Consider the following 15,141-nt stretch of genomic DNA (forward strand, 5'->3'; position numbering starts at 1 on the left):
ACGGGCGGGCACGAACCATCAGGAGGAGAACATCATGGGAGAGCGGCTATCCGGCAAGGTGGCGCTGGTGGTCGGCGCGGGCTCGGCAGGGCCTGGCTGGGGCAATGGCAAGGCGACCGCCGTGCTGTTCGCCCGCGAGGGCGCCAAGGTCTTCTGCGTGGATCGCAACCCGGACGCGGCGGCGGAAACCGTCGAGATCATCCGCTCCGAGGGCGGCGAGGCGGAAGCCTTTCAGGCGGATGTGGGAAAGCATGAGGACATCGCGGCTTTCGTGGCCGCCTGCGCGGCGCGCTTCGGGCGCATCGACGTGCTCGACAACAATGTGGGCCTGGCCGAAGTGGGCGGCGTGGTGGAGCTGCCGGAGGAGACCTGGGACCGCATGTTCCAGATCAACCTCAAGAGCTGCTTCCTGGCCATGAAGCATGTCATTCCGATCATGGAGCGCCAGGGCGGCGGCTCCATCATCAACATCTCGTCCATCGCCTCTCTGCGCTACACCGGCGTGCCCTACGCCACCTATTACGCCACCAAGGCGGCCATGAACCACCTCTCGCGCACCACCGCGGTGGAATATGCGCCCAAGCATATCCGCGTGAACTGCGTGATGCCCGGCCTCATGAAGACGCCCATGGTGGAGGTCTCCGCCGGGCTCGCCAAGAGCTATGCGGGGGGCGACGTGGAGGCCATGTGGAAGGCCCGCGACGCGCAGGTGCCCATGGGCCACATGGGCACCGCATGGGATGTGGCCCACGCGGCTTTGTTCCTGGCCAGCGATGAATCCAAATACGTCACCGGGCTCGATCTGGTGGTGGATGGCGGCGTCACCTTGAAAATGGCCTGAGATGCAGTAACAGTTGTCCCTATCGGGAGGAATAATATGAAAATGCGTTCTCTGCTGCTGGCAGCAGCACTCTGCGGCCTCGCCACTTCCACTGTGCGGGCTGATGACAGCACTGTGAAACTCGGCGTCCTCAATGATATGTCCGGGCTTTATGCCGACATTTCCGGGCCCGGCTCGGTGGTGGCCGCGCAGATGGCCGCCGATGATTTCATGGCCAAGAACAAGGGCTTCAAGGTCGAGGTGGTGGGCGCCGACCACCAGAACAAGCCGGATGTCGGCTCGGCCATCGCCCGCAAGTGGTACGACCAGGACGGCGTGGACGCCATCATGGACGTGACCACCTCGTCGGTGGCGCTGGCGGTGAGCGATGTCACGCGCGAGAAGAACAAGGTGTTCATCATCTCCGGCGGCGGCTCGTCCGACCTCACCGGCGCCAAGTGCTCGCCCAACAACGTGCACTGGACCTATGACACCTGGGCGCTGGCCAACGGCACCGGCGCCGCTCTGACCCGCCAAGGCGGAACGCCCTGGTTCTTCATCGTCGCCGACTACGCCTTCGGCGCGGCGCTGGAGCGCGACGCCTCCGCCGCCGTGAAGAAGGCCGGCGGCACCGTGAAGGGTGCGGTCAAGCATCCGCTGAGCGCCACGGATTTCTCCTCCTTCCTGCTGCAGGCGCAGTCGTCCGGCGCCAAGGTGATCGGCCTCGCCAATGCCGGCTCTGACCTCATCAACGCCATCAAGCAGGCCTCTGAATTCGGCATCACCGAAGGCGGCCAGTCCCTGGCCGGTCTGCTGATCTTCTCGGCCGACGTGAAGGCCATGGGCCTCCAGGCGGCCCAGGGACTGCTGCTCACCGAAGCCTTCTATTGGGACCTGAACGACGACACCCGCGCCTTCTCCAAGCGCTTCGCTGACAAGTTCAATGGCAAGATGCCCACCTCCACCCAGGCCGGCGTCTATTCCAGCGCCATGCACTATCTGAACGCCATCAAGGACGCCAAGACCAAGGATGCCCCGAAGGTGATGGCGCAGATGCGCACGACCCCCATCGACGATCCGCTGTTCGGCAAGGGCGAGGTGCGCATCGACGGCCGCGCGACCCATCCCATGTATCTGTTCAAGGTGAAGAAGCCGTCGGACTCGAAGGGCCCTTGGGACCTCTATGAGCTGGTGGCCACCATTCCCGCCGACGAAGCCTTCCGGCCGCTGGCCGATGGCGGCTGCCCGCTGGTGACCCAGGCCAAATAAGGAAGATGGGCACGTAACAAAGCGGCCAACGAAAAAGCGGCCTCTGCCCCTTTGCTGCCCGGCGGACCCGGGACCTCCAGGCCCTCCCTTGTGGAGGGCCTTTTCGTCTTCGCAACAAAGAGATGATCGAAAATATTCAGCCTGGCGGGCGATGCGGCCGATAGGCGTCAGACACAGCTTTTGATATAGATTTATCCATCGCACTATCCTTGCGGGAGGCTGCTTTGCGGATCCTGGTCACGATTGCGCTGCTCGGTCTTGGTCTCCATGCCGCCCATGCGGACATCATACCCGCCTCACAACCCTGGAGCGTGGCGCCACCGTTCGCGCCGGGGGCGGATAACGGAAAGCCGCTCTCCGCCAATAAGGCGCTGAGCGGCGCGGCCTGCGTGACCGGAACGCCCCATTGCCTCGCCGTCAACGACGAAGGCCGCTTCGCCCAATTCTTCACCCTTGGCACCGGCACCATCACCCCCGGCGCCATCATCGGCCTGCTGCCGGCCGTGATTAATAATGGCAAGCAGAAGGAGCTCGATGCGGAGGGCGTCGCCTACGTCCCACCCGAACAGCCCGGCGCGCCCGGCCATTACTACGTCACCGGGTCCCACGGCCTGTCCCGCGGCGGCAAGCTGCAGACCTCTCGCTTCTTCGTGCTGCGTTTCCCAGTGGATGCGGCGACCGGCCAGCCGACCTTCGCCTTTAGCGCCGACACCGCGGCCCCGGAGATCGCCCGCACCGACCGCCTGCGCGCGGCGCTGCGCGCCCTGCCGAAGGTGGGGCGCTTTGCCGAGGAACAGCTGAACGAGAACGGCATAACCATCGAAGGATTGACGGTTGTGGGCCGCACCGCGCTGTTCGGCCTGCGCAGCCCGTGCATCGACCGCCACGCCTTCGTGGTCCAGGTGCCCCTCGCCGGGCTGTTCGACGCCACAACCCCGCTCGCGACCTCCGCCACCCCCTTGGCCCTGGGCGACAATGCCGGCATCCGTGATCTGGCGCGCGTGAGAGACGGCGTGCTCATCCTCAGCGGACGCAGTGATGACCAGCGCAGTGAGCGCGCCGAGCGCAGCGGGGCCTGCGGCCGACCGGGCGCCCGCCCGCTGCCGGCGGTGTGGTTCTGGAGCGGCGTCGCGGGCGACCCTGCCAAGCCCCTCGGCACCCTGCCCGGGGTCTCCGACGACATGGCGGCGGAAACCCTGCTCGTCCTCAGCGAAGACGAGACCTCCTATCGGGTCCTGGTGCTGTTCGACGGCAAGGCCGATGGTGCGCCGGCCGAATTCATCATCAAGAAATAGAAAAGAAAAACGCCCGGCGCGTGTGACACGCCGGGCGCCTCTCGTTTCATCGGCCTTGGCGATCCCCGCGCGCCCCGATCAGGCCCGGCGAGGTCTGCCCATGCCGCATCCGCTCACTCAGCGGCTTCGGCTCACTCCGCGGCTTCCACCTGGGAGCGGCCACGGGCCTGCCGGTCGCGCTTCAGCAGCTCGGCCACCAGGAACGCGGTCTCGATGGCCTGCTCCGCGTTAAGGCGCGGATCGCAATACGTATGATAGCGATCGCGCAGCCCCTCGTCGGTGATGGCGCGGGCGCCGCCGGTGCATTCGGTGACATCCTTGCCGGTCATCTCCAGATGCACGCCGCCGGGATAGGTGCCCTCGGCCGCATGCACGTCGAAGAAGGCGCGGATTTCTGCCTGCACCCGGTCGAACGGCCGGGTCTTGTAGCCGGACGCCGCCTTGATGGTGTTGCCGTGCATGGGATCGCACGACCACACTACGGTGCGGCCTTCCTTCTCAACCGCCCGCACCAGAGCCGGCAGATGGTCGCCCACCTTGTCCGCGCCGAAGCGGCAGATCAGGGTGATGCGGCCGGCCTCATTGTCGGGCTGGAGGATGTCCAAGAGGCGGATGAGGCCCTCCGGCGTCAGCGACGGGCCGCATTTGATGCCGATGGGATTCCGAATACCGCGGAAATACTCCACGTGCGCATGGTCCGGCTGGCGGGTGCGATCGCCGATCCACAGCATGTGGCCGGAGGTGGCGTACCAGTCGCCGGAGGTGGAATCGACCCGGGTCAAGGCCTGCTCATAACCCAACAGGAGCGCCTCGTGGCTCGTGAAGAAATCCGTGGAGCTCAATTCGGGATGGCTCTTCGGATCGATCCCGCAGGCGCGCATGAAGTCCAGCGCCTCGGTGATGCGGTTCGCCAGTTCCTGGTAGCGGGAGGACTGGGGCGAATCTTTCACGAACCCCAGCATCCAAGCATGGGCGTTGGCGAGGTTGGCATAGCCGCCATTGGCGAAGGCGCGCAGCAGGTTCAGCGTCGCCGCGCCCTGGCGGTAGGCCTCGAGCTGGCGGCGCGGATCCGGCACGCGGGCCGCTTCCGTGAAGGCGATGTCGTTGATGATGTCGCCGCGATAGCTGGGCAGCGTCACCCCGTCCACGGTCTCCAGGTCGGAGGAGCGCGGCTTGGCGAACTGACCGGCGATGCGGCCCACCTTCACCACCGGCGAGGAGCCGGCGAACGTCAGCACCACCGCCATCTGCAGGAAGACGCGGAAGAAATCGCGGATGTTGTCGGCCGAGTGCTCCTCGAAGCTCTCGGCGCAATCGCCGCCCTGCAGCAGGAAGGCGTCGCCCTGCGCCACACGGGCGAGCTCGGCCTTCAGCTTGCGCGCCTCACCGGCGAACACGAGCGGCGGATAGGAGGCGAGCTTCGCCTCGACTTCGGAGAGGACCACCTTGTCCGGATACTCGGGCATCTGGACGCCAGGATAAAATCGCCAGGAATCCGGACGCCAGCCTTCGGCGCGGCGGGGAGCCTGGGCGCCAGAGAGAGGTGCGGATTGCGGGCGGGTCACCATTTGACTCTCCATCTGTTCCCCGGTGAGGGACTGCCCCTCGCCGGACCCGGGCTGGCGTTCCTCTTGTGTTCGCCCAGCCGGAAGGCGGGCTTATACACGAACAGCATGACTTCCGGAAGGCAGCGGGGGCCGCCATAAACCTAGGATCGATGCTGCATTGCGCAACCCCCACCACGGCATCAGGGCCACCACGCACGCCAACCCTTCTCAATCCCGCCGCCTTCGCCTATGAGTGTGCGCCCCGGACCTGGGTCTGCCGGGCCCCTTCCCTGCCTGAGTGTCTGTTGCGGGACACCTCTTCCCCGAGTGCGTCATGTCCCATCCCGACCGCGCCGGCTCCCGCTCGGCTCCCGGCTTTGTCGAGTTCGTCGCCCTCATCGCCTTGATGATGGGGATCACCGCCTTTTCCATCGACAATCTGCTGCCGGCCTTCGGCGAGATCCAAAGCCACTTCTCCCTCACCAACCCCAATGACGTGCAGATGGCGGTCTATGCCTATCTCATCGGCATCGGCCTCGGACAGTTCTTCTACGGCTCGTGGTCGGACGTGGTGGGGCGCCGACCGGTGCTGATGGTGGGCCTGGCTTTGTATCTGGCGGGCGGCGTCATGGCGCTGCTCACCGACGACTTCACCTGGCTCATCGTCGCCCGGGTCATCCAGGGCCTGGGGGCCGGCTCGCCGCGGGTGCTGGCGGTGGCCATCGTGCGCGATCGCTTCGAGGGACGGGAGATGGCGCGCATCATGTCGCTCGCTATGATGGTGTTCCTGGCGGTGCCGATCCTCGCCCCGGCGCTGGGTAGCGCCATCCTGCTGTTCGGCAGCTGGCGCCACATCTTCGTGGCCATGGTGGGCCTCGCCCTGCTGCTCGGCCTGTGGTTCGGCCTGCGCATGCCGGAAACGCTGCATCCGGACTATCGCATGCCGTTCTCGCTGCGGGCCATCTTCTCGGGCCTCAAGCTCACGGTCACCACCCGCCGGTCCATCGGCTATTCCACCGCCATGGGGCTGATGATGGGCTGCCTCATGTCCTATGTGGGCTCGGCCTCACAGGTGTTCCAAACCGATGTCTACAAGCTCGGCCACCTGTTTCCCATCGTCTTCGCGGCGGTGGCGGGGGTGATGGCGCTGGCGTCCCTTGTCAACGCCATGCTGGTGCGGCGCATCGGCATGCGCCGGCTGTCCCATGGCGGCATCTGCGGCTTTCTGCTGACCTCGGTGCTGCTGGTGATCGCGGCGGCCAGCTATGACGGCCACCCGCCGGTGGTGCTGTTCTGCGTCCTGATCGGCATCAGCCAGTTCCTGTTCGCGCTGACGGTGCCGAACTTCAACTCCATGGCCATGGAGCCGCTGGGGCCGGTGGCGGGCACCGCCTCGTCGTTCATCGGCAGCTACACCACCCTGATTGCCGCCTGGCTCGCCCTCATGTCCGGCCGCGCCTTCGACGGCACAGTCATGCCGCTCTGCCTCACCTATCTGATCCTGTGCGGCCTCGCCCTCGTGGCCGTCCTGTGGTCGGAGCGCTGGCGCCTGTTCGCCCACGCCTGAGACGCCGGCCTGAGACGCCGGATCGTGCATGTCGGCGGCCCGCGCAGCGCGCGCCGCCGACGCGTGGTTCAGCGCGCCTTGGTGCGCATGGTCACCAGCTCTTCCGCCGCGGTGGGATGCACGGCGACGGTGCGGTCGAAATCGGCCTTGGTGGCGCCCATGCCGAGGGCGATGCCGGCGAGCTGGATCATCTCCGCCGCCCCCTCGCCGACGATGTGGCAACCGAGCACCTTGTCGGTCTCGCCATCCACCAGCAGCTTCATGAACATGCGGGTTTGCCGGCCGGACAGGGTGGCCTTCATGGGCCGGAACTCGGACTTGTAGACATCCACCGGACGGCCGGCCGCGCGGGCTGCCTCCTCGGTCAGGCCCACGGTGCCGATCTCCGGCTCGGAGAAGACGGCGGTGGGGATCAGGCTGTGGTCCACCGTCCACGGCTTGTTGCCGAACACCGTATCGGCAAAAGCATGGCCCTCGCGGATCGCCACCGGGGTGAGGTTCACCCGGTTGGTGACGTCGCCCACCGCATAGATGGAGGGCACCGAGGAGCGGGACTGATCGTCCACCACCACCGCGCCCACCTTGTCGAGGGCGACGCCCGCCGCCTCCAGGCCGAGATTGCGGCTGTTGGGCAGCCGGCCGATCGCCAGCATCACCTCGTCCACCTCCACCGTGGAGCCGTCGGACAGGCTCACCTTCTTGCCGCCGCCCTCCAGCTCCGGCTCGATGGCATTGAGCGACAAGCCCGGCAGCAGGCGGATGCCGGCGGCGGTCATCTCGTGCATCAGATGGGCGCGCACCTCGTCGTCGAAGCCGCGCAGCACGCCCTGGCTGCGGTAGACGAGAGAGACCTCGGCCCCCAGCGCCCGGAACAGGCAGGCGAACTCGACGCCGATATAACCGGCGCCCTGGATCAGGATGCGGGCCGGAAAGCGGGGCAGGTTGAAGGCCTCATTGGAGGTGATGGCCAGTTCGGCGCCGGGAATGGCCGGCCCCAGGGCCGGCTGGCCGCCGGTGGCCAGAAGGATGTATTTCGCGCTCACCTCCTCGCCGGTGGAGACGATCCGCACCGTGTGGGCATCCACCACCACCGCCCGGGACGCGACAGTCTCGACCCCGGCGCCTTCCGCATTGCGCTGGTAGATCCCCTCGAGACGGGCGATCTCCTTGTCCTTGTTGGCGATCAGGGTGAGCCAGTCGAATTCGACACCGCTCACCCGCCAGCCGAATCCGGCCATGTCTTCCAGGTCGTGGGCGTAGCGGCCGGCGTAGACGAACAGCTTCTTGGGCACGCAGCCCCGGATCACGCAGGTGCCGCCGAAGCGATACTCCTCCGCCATCATCACCTTGGCGCCATGCTGGGCGGCGATCCGCGCCGCGCGCACACCGCCCGAGCCTCCCCCGATGACGAACAGATCCACCTCTTTGCGAGACATCGCGCTCCACCTTCTCGGCCGACAGGGTGCGCCCAAACAAGTCTGCCCGCCGCCTCACGTCAAGCCATGGGAGAACGAAGCCGCCGCTGCGCTCGCCGCACCCTTGACGCCGCAGCCCCCTTGCCTCGGCCGCGGCTGGGGTGGTCTAAGGCAGGCGATAACAACACCACGAGTGGCGAACCATGGCCGATGACATCCCTCCCCTGGCCCTGCGGCGCGCGGGGCGGACGGCGGACGGCCAGCGGTTCCGTCTGCCCCTGCTGCTGCGGCTCACCAGCCTCGCCCGCCCGGCCATCGTCGTGATGACCCTGCGCGGGGCGACGATGCCCCTGCGTGGCCATTTCGAGGGCGCCACGCACGCCCCCGTTCGCCTGGAGCCCGATGCGCTCAATCTGGTTGAGGTACCGGCCGGCGCGCGCGGATTGGTGCTGGTGGAGGCGGGCACGGCGCAGCCCGGCTTCTATCCCATCCGCGGCCAGTTTCCGCTCGGCCGCCTGCTGCTGAAGCTGCAGGCATTCCTGCGCGGCCGTCTCGACCCGCGCAAAGGCGCCACGGGCAAAGGCGCCACGGGTCTCGCCGCGCGCTGGCGCACCGCCGCCGACGCCGCCCGCCACCTGGGCCTGCTGCTGGCCGCCAAGCTCGCCAGCTCGCCGCTCCAGCGCGCCCTCGACCAAGCCTCCTATCAAGCCTATCGCGACCGCTTCGTGGAGGATTTCACCACGGTGCCGGCGGCTGCCGACGCGCCGCCCTTGGTGTTCATCTCGCTGGCCGGGGCCCGCGACGATGTCGCCGCCTGCGCGCGGGCACTGCGGGCCCAGACCGATTCCGCCTTCCTCTGGCTGCTGGCGGTGCCGGCGGACCGGCCCGACGCCGAGCGGGCCGCCCTCAATGATCTGGTGGCGGGCATCGGCCGGCTGGTGCCGTTCCAGGGCGATCCGGTGGCGGGCCTGCGGGCAGCGCTGGCCGATGCGACGTCCGACGATGCCCTGGTGTGCCTGCTCGATCCCGTGGGCCACCCCACCCGCGATGCGGTGGCGCTGGTGCGCGATGCCTTCGCCAGCTGCCCCGACTGCCAGCTGCTCTACACCGACGAGGAGCGGCTCGACCCCGAGGGCCGGCCGCTGGAAGGCGTGTTCAAGCCCGCCTTCAACCGCCACCTGCTGGAAGCCTGGCCCTATTTCGGCGCCCTCACGGTGCTGCGCCTGGCCCGCCTGCGGGACACCGGCCTGCGCGCCGCCTTTGGCGACGCGGTCATCTACGACGCGCTGCTGCGCTATCTCGACGGCGTGGACGGCGCCGCCATCCGCCACCTGCCGCGCATCGCCTATGCCCGGCCCGACACTGCGCCCGGGTTCGCCGACGCGACCAGCGCAGCCGCGGCCGCCGAAGCCCTGGTGGACCACCTGGGCGTGCCGGTGGAGACCACCGCGGATGGCCGCTTCCTGGCCCCCCGCTTCCCGGTTCCGGAACCGGCTCCCAAGGTCTCCATCGTCATTCCCACCCGTGATCGCGCGGACCTCATGGGCATGACCTTGCGCACGCTCATCGCCAACACGCGCTATCGCAATTTCGAGATCATCATCGTCGACAACGGCTCCGTGGAGCCCGAGACCTTCGCGCTGTTCCGCGAGATCGAGGCCCTGTGGCCGGCCACACGGGTGGTGCGCGACGACGGGGACTTCAACTATCCCCGCATCTGCAACGCCGGCGTCGCGGTGATGACCGGCGACCTGCTGCTGCTGCTGAACAACGACATCGAGGTGATCGACGGCGGCTGGCTCGACGAGATGGTGGCGCTGATCTCCCGCAGCGACCATGGGGTGGATACCGGTGTGGTGGGCGCCAAGCTGCTCTATCCCGATCGCACCATTCAGCATGGCGGGGTCGTTGTCGGCCTGTTCGGCTATGCCTCCCACTGGTTCGCCCATTGCCCGCCGGAAACGGCGGGGCTGGAAGGCCGCCTGCTGGTGCGGCAGAACCTGTCCGCCGTCACCGGCGCCTGCCTGCTCATCCGCAAGGCGGTGTGGGACGAGATCGGCCCGCTGGATGCCGAGCGCTTCGCCGAGGACTGCAACGACATCGACCTGTGCATGCGCGCCCGCGCCGCCGGCCACGGGGTGATCTTCACCCCCTTCGCGCTGATGATCCACCACGAATCCGCCTCGCGGGGCTCTTCCCGCACGGCCGAGCACCGGGCCCGGCTCAAGGCGCAACAGGCCCGTTTCGACGCCATCTGGCACGCCGGGCAGCGGGTCGACCCCCATTACAACCCCAACCTCAGCCGGCGCAACCTGTTCGCGGCCCTGGCCGAGCGCCCGGACGGCCCGCGCAGCGCCCGCACCGACGCGGTGCGCTGAGCAGCAAAAAAAGGGCGCGCCCGCAGGACGCGCCCTCGTTCCGGTTGATCTGCGCGCCGGCCGAGCCGGCTGCGATCACAGATCGAAGCCCTTCTTCTTCATCTCGGCGCGCACCCGCTCCACGGCCTCTGCATTCACCTGGGCACCCCAGCCCTGAATGCCCTGCACCGCCTGCTGGACGATGGCCGGCCGATCCGCCACCAGCTTCTTGCCGGTGGGGGTGCGATAGAAGGCCAACGCCTCCTTCAGCTCGCTTTCCGAGAAGCGCGCCGCATAGGCACTGGCGAGGATCTGCAGGATCTCCGGCTGGCGCTTCTCGAACTCCGGCCGCAGCGCGATGGCCACATCGCGCAGCTGCTTGGCGAGATCGGGATTGGTGGAGAGGAACGACAGCGCTGCCCCATCCACGATATTGGCGATCACGCCGTCGAAGGCCCGGGCCTCCCCATTGGCCATCACCAGATCCTTGGCGAGAGCCATCTGGGCCGCGCTTGGCGCCGCCGCCTGCTGCGCCCAGGCGGACGAGGCCCCGAATGAAGCACCCGCAAGGACCGACACCGAAACGGCCGCCGCCACGAACGCGCCGACGCCCCGATGGGCGAATCTGGAAATGCGCATCATCTTCTCCGAAAAACCCGAGACTTCATCCACCGGGGCCGCCTCACGCGCCCTGGCGATCCAGCACGACCACCCCATCGGGGCCGGCCAGGATCGCCCTGGTTGCGAGACCAAGGAACAATCCGTGCTCCACCACGCCAGGCACTTCCGCGATGGCGCGCGCAAGCGCGGCGGGATCTGGAATGCGCCCAAGGTGAGCATCCAGCAGCAGGTGCCCTTGATCGGTGACGAAAGAATGGCCGTCGCGATCCTTGCGCGTGCGCAATTCACCGGTGCAGCCCACCGAGCGGATCGCCTCCTCGAGGCTGCGGCCGATGGAGGTGAGGCCGAAATCGACCACCTCGATGGGCAGCGGGAAGCGGCCCAGCATGTCGACCTTCTTGGAATAATCGGCGATGACGATCATCTCCTTGGCCGCCCGCGCCACGATCTTCTCGCGCAGCAGCGCCCCGCCCCCGCCCTTCACCAGGGCGAGATCGGGCCCGATTTCGTCAGCGCCGTCCACACACAGATCCAGGGCGCCCACCTCGTCCAGGGTGCCGATCGGCACGCCGAGCTCCACCGCCTGGGCGAGGGTCTGCTCGGAGGTGGGCACACCGATGACGTTGAGGCCGGCATAGACCTTCTGGGCCAGCAGCTCCACGAAATGGCGCGCCGTGGAACCGGTGCCGAGGCCGAGGCGCATCCCATCGGTGACATAGTCGAGGGCGCGGGCCGCAGCGCGGCGCTTGAAGTCTTCGGCTTGGACCATCGGGAGTTTCCGTTGTGGCGCTCAAGGATGGGAGGGGCGCGCACCCCGCGCCGGGTGCAACGCCTCTTGTGTCCTTCCGCGTCTAACCCCCTTCGCCGCCGCCGACAAGCGCCCTGACGCCACGTCGCCGGCAGCCGCGCCGCCCGATCCGGCCCTCAGCGGGCCTGCGGCGTGCACAGGATGGTGGTCTGCAGCTTGCCATCCGGCCCCGGCAGATCGCGCACGTAGCAGATGCTCATCTCACCGCTCTTGGCATTGACGCGGAACACCCCGGTCTCGCCGCGATAGTTGGTGGACACCAGGCTGTAGCGGCCCGGTGCCTGCGGCCCGGCGCCCGGCCCCCGGGCAAAGCAGCGGGTGACGCCCACGGCGCTGCCCTCCGGCCGCTCGAACTGGCAGGCGGACATCTCTCCGGTCTTGCGATCCACCCCATAGACGCGGTTGGCGTCCGCCGAGGGCGGCGCCGCAAAATCATAAGCGCCGAACGCCTGCGCGCGGGCCGCCCCGGCCGCCGACACCAGGGCGAGCCCGGCCACCGCCGCCACCATCACGGCGCGCGCCCCGCCCTTCCTTATCCCTCGAACGGCAATGACTGGCCCCGAGCCCGGCTTCACGTGCATCTGCATCTCCATCTCGCTTGTCGCAGCCTCCGTCCTGGCATGCCCTCTGGCCGCGCCTTGTGGCCGCAGGTGCGCCTGCGGAGGCGACGCTGGCGCTGAAAAACGGCAGGATTGAAGCGGGCCACCCGCGCCCCCATTCAACAGCACAGCCGAGGAACGTCCCGTTGTCCGCCCTATCGACCCCTGACCTATCGACCCCTGACCTGTCGAAGCCTGCCCTCACCGCCCGCGCACCGCGCCCGGTGATCGCCTTCGATCTCGACGGCACCCTCGTGGATACCGCGCCCGATCTGCTCAACACCCTCGATGTCATCCTGGCCGCGCGCGGCCTGCCGCCGGTGGACCGCGCCGAGGCCCGCAACATGATCGGCGGCGGCGCCCGCGTCCTCATTCAGCGTGCCCTCGCCCGCGATGCCGTTACCGTGTCCGACGCGGAGCTGGCCGACATGAACCGGCAGTTCCTCGCCCATTACAGCGCCCATATCGCCGACGAATCCCAACCCTTTCCCGGACTGCTGCCGGCCCTGGACCGGCTCGCGGAGGCAGGCGCGCAGCTCTGCGTATGCACCAACAAGCTGGAGCACCTCGCCCGTCAGCTCCTGGAGGCGCTCGACCTCACGAAACGGTTTGCGGTGATCACCGGCGCCGACACCTATGCCAAGGCCAAGCCCGATCCGCTGCCCCTGCTCTCCACCATCGCCGCCGCCGGCGGCGTACCCGCTCAGGCGGTGATGGTGGGGGACAGCATCACCGATGTGCGCACCGCCCGCGCCACCGGCGTGCCGGTGGTGGCGGTGTCGTTCGGCTATACGGACATTCCCCCGCCGGAACTCGGCGCGGACCAGCTCATTCACCATTTTACCGAGCTGGAGCAAGCCATTGAGGCCACTCTGCCAGCCTCAGCCACCTGACGGCGCGGTGCCAGCCTGTGGATGAATGGGGGGCTGGGGCGCATTCTCCACAGCCTCCCTTGACACAGCAATCGCCCCGCCCTACACAGCCGACCTCCGCGACGGAATGGGCGATTAGCTCAGCGGGAGAGCACTCCCTTCACACGGGAGGGGTCGCAGGTTCAATCCCTGCATCGCCCACCATTCCGCGCCGAACCTCAGCCTCCCACAACAGAATGCTTGCACCGAGCTCGCGGCAGATCACGCGCGTATTGCGCTTGTGTTGTCGCGCCCGACGTGCCCTGGCGGGGGCGCTCCCAGGCTGGAGCGCTCCGCGTTGCGTCCGGAAAGGGCCGACGTGCGCCTCAGGAGGCGGGCTGGCTGGCGTTCTGCGCGGCCCCATCAGGCGCCGTTGCGGTGGTCGCCGGGACACCTCCGTCCGTCAGGCGGCCTGCTTCCGCCTGCTCCGCCTCGCGCATCACCACCCGGTTGCGACCGCCGCCCTTGGCCTCGTAGAGCGCCTCGTCGGCCGCCCGCAGCAGGGGAGCGATGCGGTCGCCGGGCTTCACCTCGGCGCAGGTCGCCCCGATGCTCACGGTGGGGCTGGCATAGTGGCCACCACCCGCGTGGATGCGCAGGCCCTCCACATTGGTGCGAATCTGCTCAGCCAGGTACGCCGTGCCCTCCCTCCCGGTGGCCGGCAGCAGGACAACGAATTCCTCGCCCCCAAAGCGCGCCGCGAAATCTCCAGGCCGGCGGATGGATCTTTGAATCTGCTGGGCAATCTGGACCAGCACCTCGTCGCCGAAGGGGTGGCCCCAACTGTCGTTGATCCGCTTGAAGTGGTCCACGTCGATCACCAGCACGGCGAGCGGCTTTTTCTCCCGGGCCGCGCGCCGCAATTCCGTCTCCGCCGCCATCCCGAAGCCGCGCCGGTTGGGCAGGCCGGTGAGGCTGTCGTTCAGTGCCATCACCGACAATTGCTCTTCCATGTCATAACTCTCGAGCAAGGCTCGCTTGAGATTGACGACCACGCAGATCAACAGCGCACAGATCAGCACGGTCAAGGCGGAAAGAATGATGGCTTGTACAGACCAGGCCCTGAGCGCGTCATTGAGGGACACGCCAACCACGAGAATGAGAGGAAAGCTGCCGACTTTCTGACTGAAATAAGCTCGTTTCTCGCCATCTATGACAGAATAACTAATGAAGCTCTCTCCGGTATGGGCAAGGATCTTCCGGAATACAGGAGAATTGGCGAGATTGACGCCGGCGTAACCGTCACCATCGCCCCATGGGCTGCGGAACACGATGGTTCCGTCGGTGCGCACCAGCGTCACCACGCTGGCCGGCCCCAGATCCACCTTGCCAAACAGGGAGCGGAAGTAGGACAGGCGAATGGTGGCCATCACCAGGCCATCGAAGCGCCCGTCGGGCCCCGAGAGACGCCGGCTGATGGCAATGCTCGGGTCGCCTCCGCGCACGCGGCTGGCGAAGGGACGGCTGATGAAGCGGGGCACGTTTCCATCCCGCTGCGCCAGAAAATAATCCCGATCGGACAGATCCAATGGCCGCGCCTGCGCCGCGCCCGAATCGAACCGCACCTGCCCGTCGGGACCAATCACCAGCATGGAACCGAGAAACTCGGCGCTGGCGGCCCGATCGAACAGCAGCATCTGGCGGGTGTGCGGCGGCAGCTCATCGAGCCCCGGCTCACGCAGCGCATCCTCCAGGCCGCTGAGGGAGAGTTCGACGATGGTGAGATTGCGCTCGATGCTCCCGGCGAAGGTCGCCAGGACATTCTCACCCGCGCGGGTGGCATCGCGCAGCGCATCGGTGCGCGAGCGCCAGAGCGCATAGGCTTGAACGGCGACGATCAGGAAGATGATGATCGCGGTGAGACCACCGATTGCCGGGCCCCGGGCCAACTGCCGCAGAAGTCCGATTGACACTCACCGCCCCTCCCGCATC

12 protein-coding genes and 1 tRNA gene are annotated in these 15,141 nt (G+C 67.7%); 7 read left to right on the forward strand and 6 right to left on the reverse strand.

The annotated features are described in order from the left end of the window. Nucleotides 1-34: 34 nt before the first annotated feature. The 3 genes from MEU52_RS01160 (at nt 35) to MEU52_RS01170 (ending at nt 3,384) form a co-directional block, all read left to right on the forward strand. The gene (locus MEU52_RS01160) at nt 35-841 is read left to right on the forward strand and encodes an SDR family NAD(P)-dependent oxidoreductase (RefSeq protein ID WP_238121785.1); all 807 of its coding nucleotides are present in this window, start codon (nt 35-37) and stop codon (nt 839-841) included. A 36-nt stretch (nt 842-877) separates the two neighbouring features. Further along, on the forward strand, nt 878-2,089 hold the full coding sequence (locus tag MEU52_RS01165) for an ABC transporter substrate-binding protein (RefSeq protein WP_238121784.1): 1,212 nt from the start codon (nt 878-880) through the stop codon (nt 2,087-2,089). Between the two features lie 224 nt (nt 2,090-2,313). Beyond that, nucleotides 2,314-3,384, forward strand: coding sequence for a DUF3616 domain-containing protein (locus MEU52_RS01170; RefSeq protein ID WP_238121783.1), 1,071 nt, complete (start codon nt 2,314-2,316; stop codon nt 3,382-3,384). A gap of 131 nt (nt 3,385-3,515) precedes the next feature. On the opposite strand, the gene MEU52_RS01175 is transcribed toward MEU52_RS01170, so the two are convergent. Further along, nucleotides 3,516-4,952, reverse strand: a complete 1,437-nt coding sequence (locus tag MEU52_RS01175) for a class II 3-deoxy-7-phosphoheptulonate synthase (protein WP_238121782.1) — start codon at nt 4,950-4,952, stop codon at nt 3,516-3,518. 313 nt (nt 4,953-5,265) lie between these two features. On the opposite strand from MEU52_RS01175, the gene MEU52_RS01180 reads away from it, so the two are divergent. Beyond that, a complete protein-coding gene (locus MEU52_RS01180; RefSeq protein WP_238121781.1) occupies nt 5,266-6,498 on the forward strand; it encodes a multidrug effflux MFS transporter in 1,233 nt (410 codons plus the stop codon). A 68-nt stretch (nt 6,499-6,566) separates the two neighbouring features. Here MEU52_RS01180 and gor read toward each other — a convergent pair whose 3' ends face one another. Further along, entirely contained in the window at nt 6,567-7,934 is a 1,368-nt protein-coding gene (gor, locus tag MEU52_RS01185; RefSeq protein WP_238121780.1) for a glutathione-disulfide reductase, read from the reverse strand. Nucleotides 7,935-8,116: 182 nt separating this feature from the next. On the opposite strand from gor, the gene MEU52_RS01190 reads away from it, so the two are divergent. Continuing rightward, the gene (locus MEU52_RS01190; RefSeq protein ID WP_238121779.1) at nt 8,117-10,291 is read left to right on the forward strand and encodes a glycosyltransferase family 2 protein; all 2,175 of its coding nucleotides are present in this window, start codon (nt 8,117-8,119) and stop codon (nt 10,289-10,291) included. A 75-nt stretch (nt 10,292-10,366) separates the two neighbouring features. Here MEU52_RS01190 and MEU52_RS01195 read toward each other — a convergent pair whose 3' ends face one another. From MEU52_RS01195 to MEU52_RS01205, 3 genes are all read right to left on the reverse strand, one after another. Then, a complete protein-coding gene (locus MEU52_RS01195) occupies nt 10,367-10,909 on the reverse strand; it encodes a DUF2059 domain-containing protein (protein ID WP_238124993.1) in 543 nt (180 codons plus the stop codon). 43 nt (nt 10,910-10,952) lie between these two features. Continuing rightward, on the reverse strand, nt 10,953-11,660 hold the full coding sequence (rpiA, locus tag MEU52_RS01200; protein ID WP_238121777.1) for a ribose-5-phosphate isomerase RpiA: 708 nt from the start codon (nt 11,658-11,660) through the stop codon (nt 10,953-10,955). 155 nt (nt 11,661-11,815) lie between these two features. Then, nucleotides 11,816-12,280, reverse strand: a complete 465-nt coding sequence (locus MEU52_RS01205; protein WP_238121776.1) for a hypothetical protein — start codon at nt 12,278-12,280, stop codon at nt 11,816-11,818. A gap of 164 nt (nt 12,281-12,444) precedes the next feature. Between MEU52_RS01205 and gph the strand changes: the two genes are divergently transcribed. Both gph and MEU52_RS01215 read left to right on the forward strand, forming a co-directional pair. Then, on the forward strand, nt 12,445-13,191 hold the full coding sequence (gene gph, locus MEU52_RS01210; protein ID WP_238121775.1) for a phosphoglycolate phosphatase: 747 nt from the start codon (nt 12,445-12,447) through the stop codon (nt 13,189-13,191). 108 nt (nt 13,192-13,299) lie between these two features. Further along, nucleotides 13,300-13,374, forward strand: a tRNA-Val gene (locus MEU52_RS01215). 161 nt (nt 13,375-13,535) lie between these two features. On the opposite strand, the gene MEU52_RS01220 is transcribed toward MEU52_RS01215, so the two are convergent. After that, the gene (locus MEU52_RS01220; protein WP_238121774.1) at nt 13,536-15,122 is read right to left on the reverse strand and encodes a sensor domain-containing diguanylate cyclase; all 1,587 of its coding nucleotides are present in this window, start codon (nt 15,120-15,122) and stop codon (nt 13,536-13,538) included. Nucleotides 15,123-15,141 lie beyond the last annotated feature (19 nt).

The organism is Xanthobacter sp. NM-25, assembly GCF_022138605.1.
Classification (GTDB): domain Bacteria; phylum Pseudomonadota; class Alphaproteobacteria; order Rhizobiales; family Xanthobacteraceae; genus Xanthobacter.

Excerpts from the sequence above, each read along its gene's own strand:
- MEU52_RS01160 (WP_238121785.1), top strand. The coding sequence starts at position 35 with ATGGGAGAGCGGCTATCCGGCAAGGTGGCGCTGGTGGTCGGCGCGGGC.
- MEU52_RS01165 (WP_238121784.1), top strand. The coding sequence starts at position 878 with ATGAAAATGCGTTCTCTGCTGCTGGCAGCAGCACTCTGCGGCCTCGCC.
- MEU52_RS01175 (WP_238121782.1), bottom strand. The coding sequence starts at position 4,952 with ATGGTGACCCGCCCGCAATCCGCACCTCTCTCTGGCGCCCAGGCTCCC.
- MEU52_RS01180 (WP_238121781.1), top strand. The coding sequence starts at position 5,266 with ATGTCCCATCCCGACCGCGCCGGCTCCCGCTCGGCTCCCGGCTTTGTC.
- gor (WP_238121780.1), bottom strand. The coding sequence starts at position 7,934 with ATGTCTCGCAAAGAGGTGGATCTGTTCGTCATCGGGGGAGGCTCGGGC.
- MEU52_RS01190 (WP_238121779.1), top strand. The coding sequence starts at position 8,117 with ATGGCCGATGACATCCCTCCCCTGGCCCTGCGGCGCGCGGGGCGGACG.
- MEU52_RS01195 (WP_238124993.1), bottom strand. The coding sequence starts at position 10,909 with ATGCGCATTTCCAGATTCGCCCATCGGGGCGTCGGCGCGTTCGTGGCG.
- rpiA (WP_238121777.1), bottom strand. The coding sequence starts at position 11,660 with ATGGTCCAAGCCGAAGACTTCAAGCGCCGCGCTGCGGCCCGCGCCCTC.
- MEU52_RS01205 (WP_238121776.1), bottom strand. The coding sequence starts at position 12,280 with ATGCACGTGAAGCCGGGCTCGGGGCCAGTCATTGCCGTTCGAGGGATA.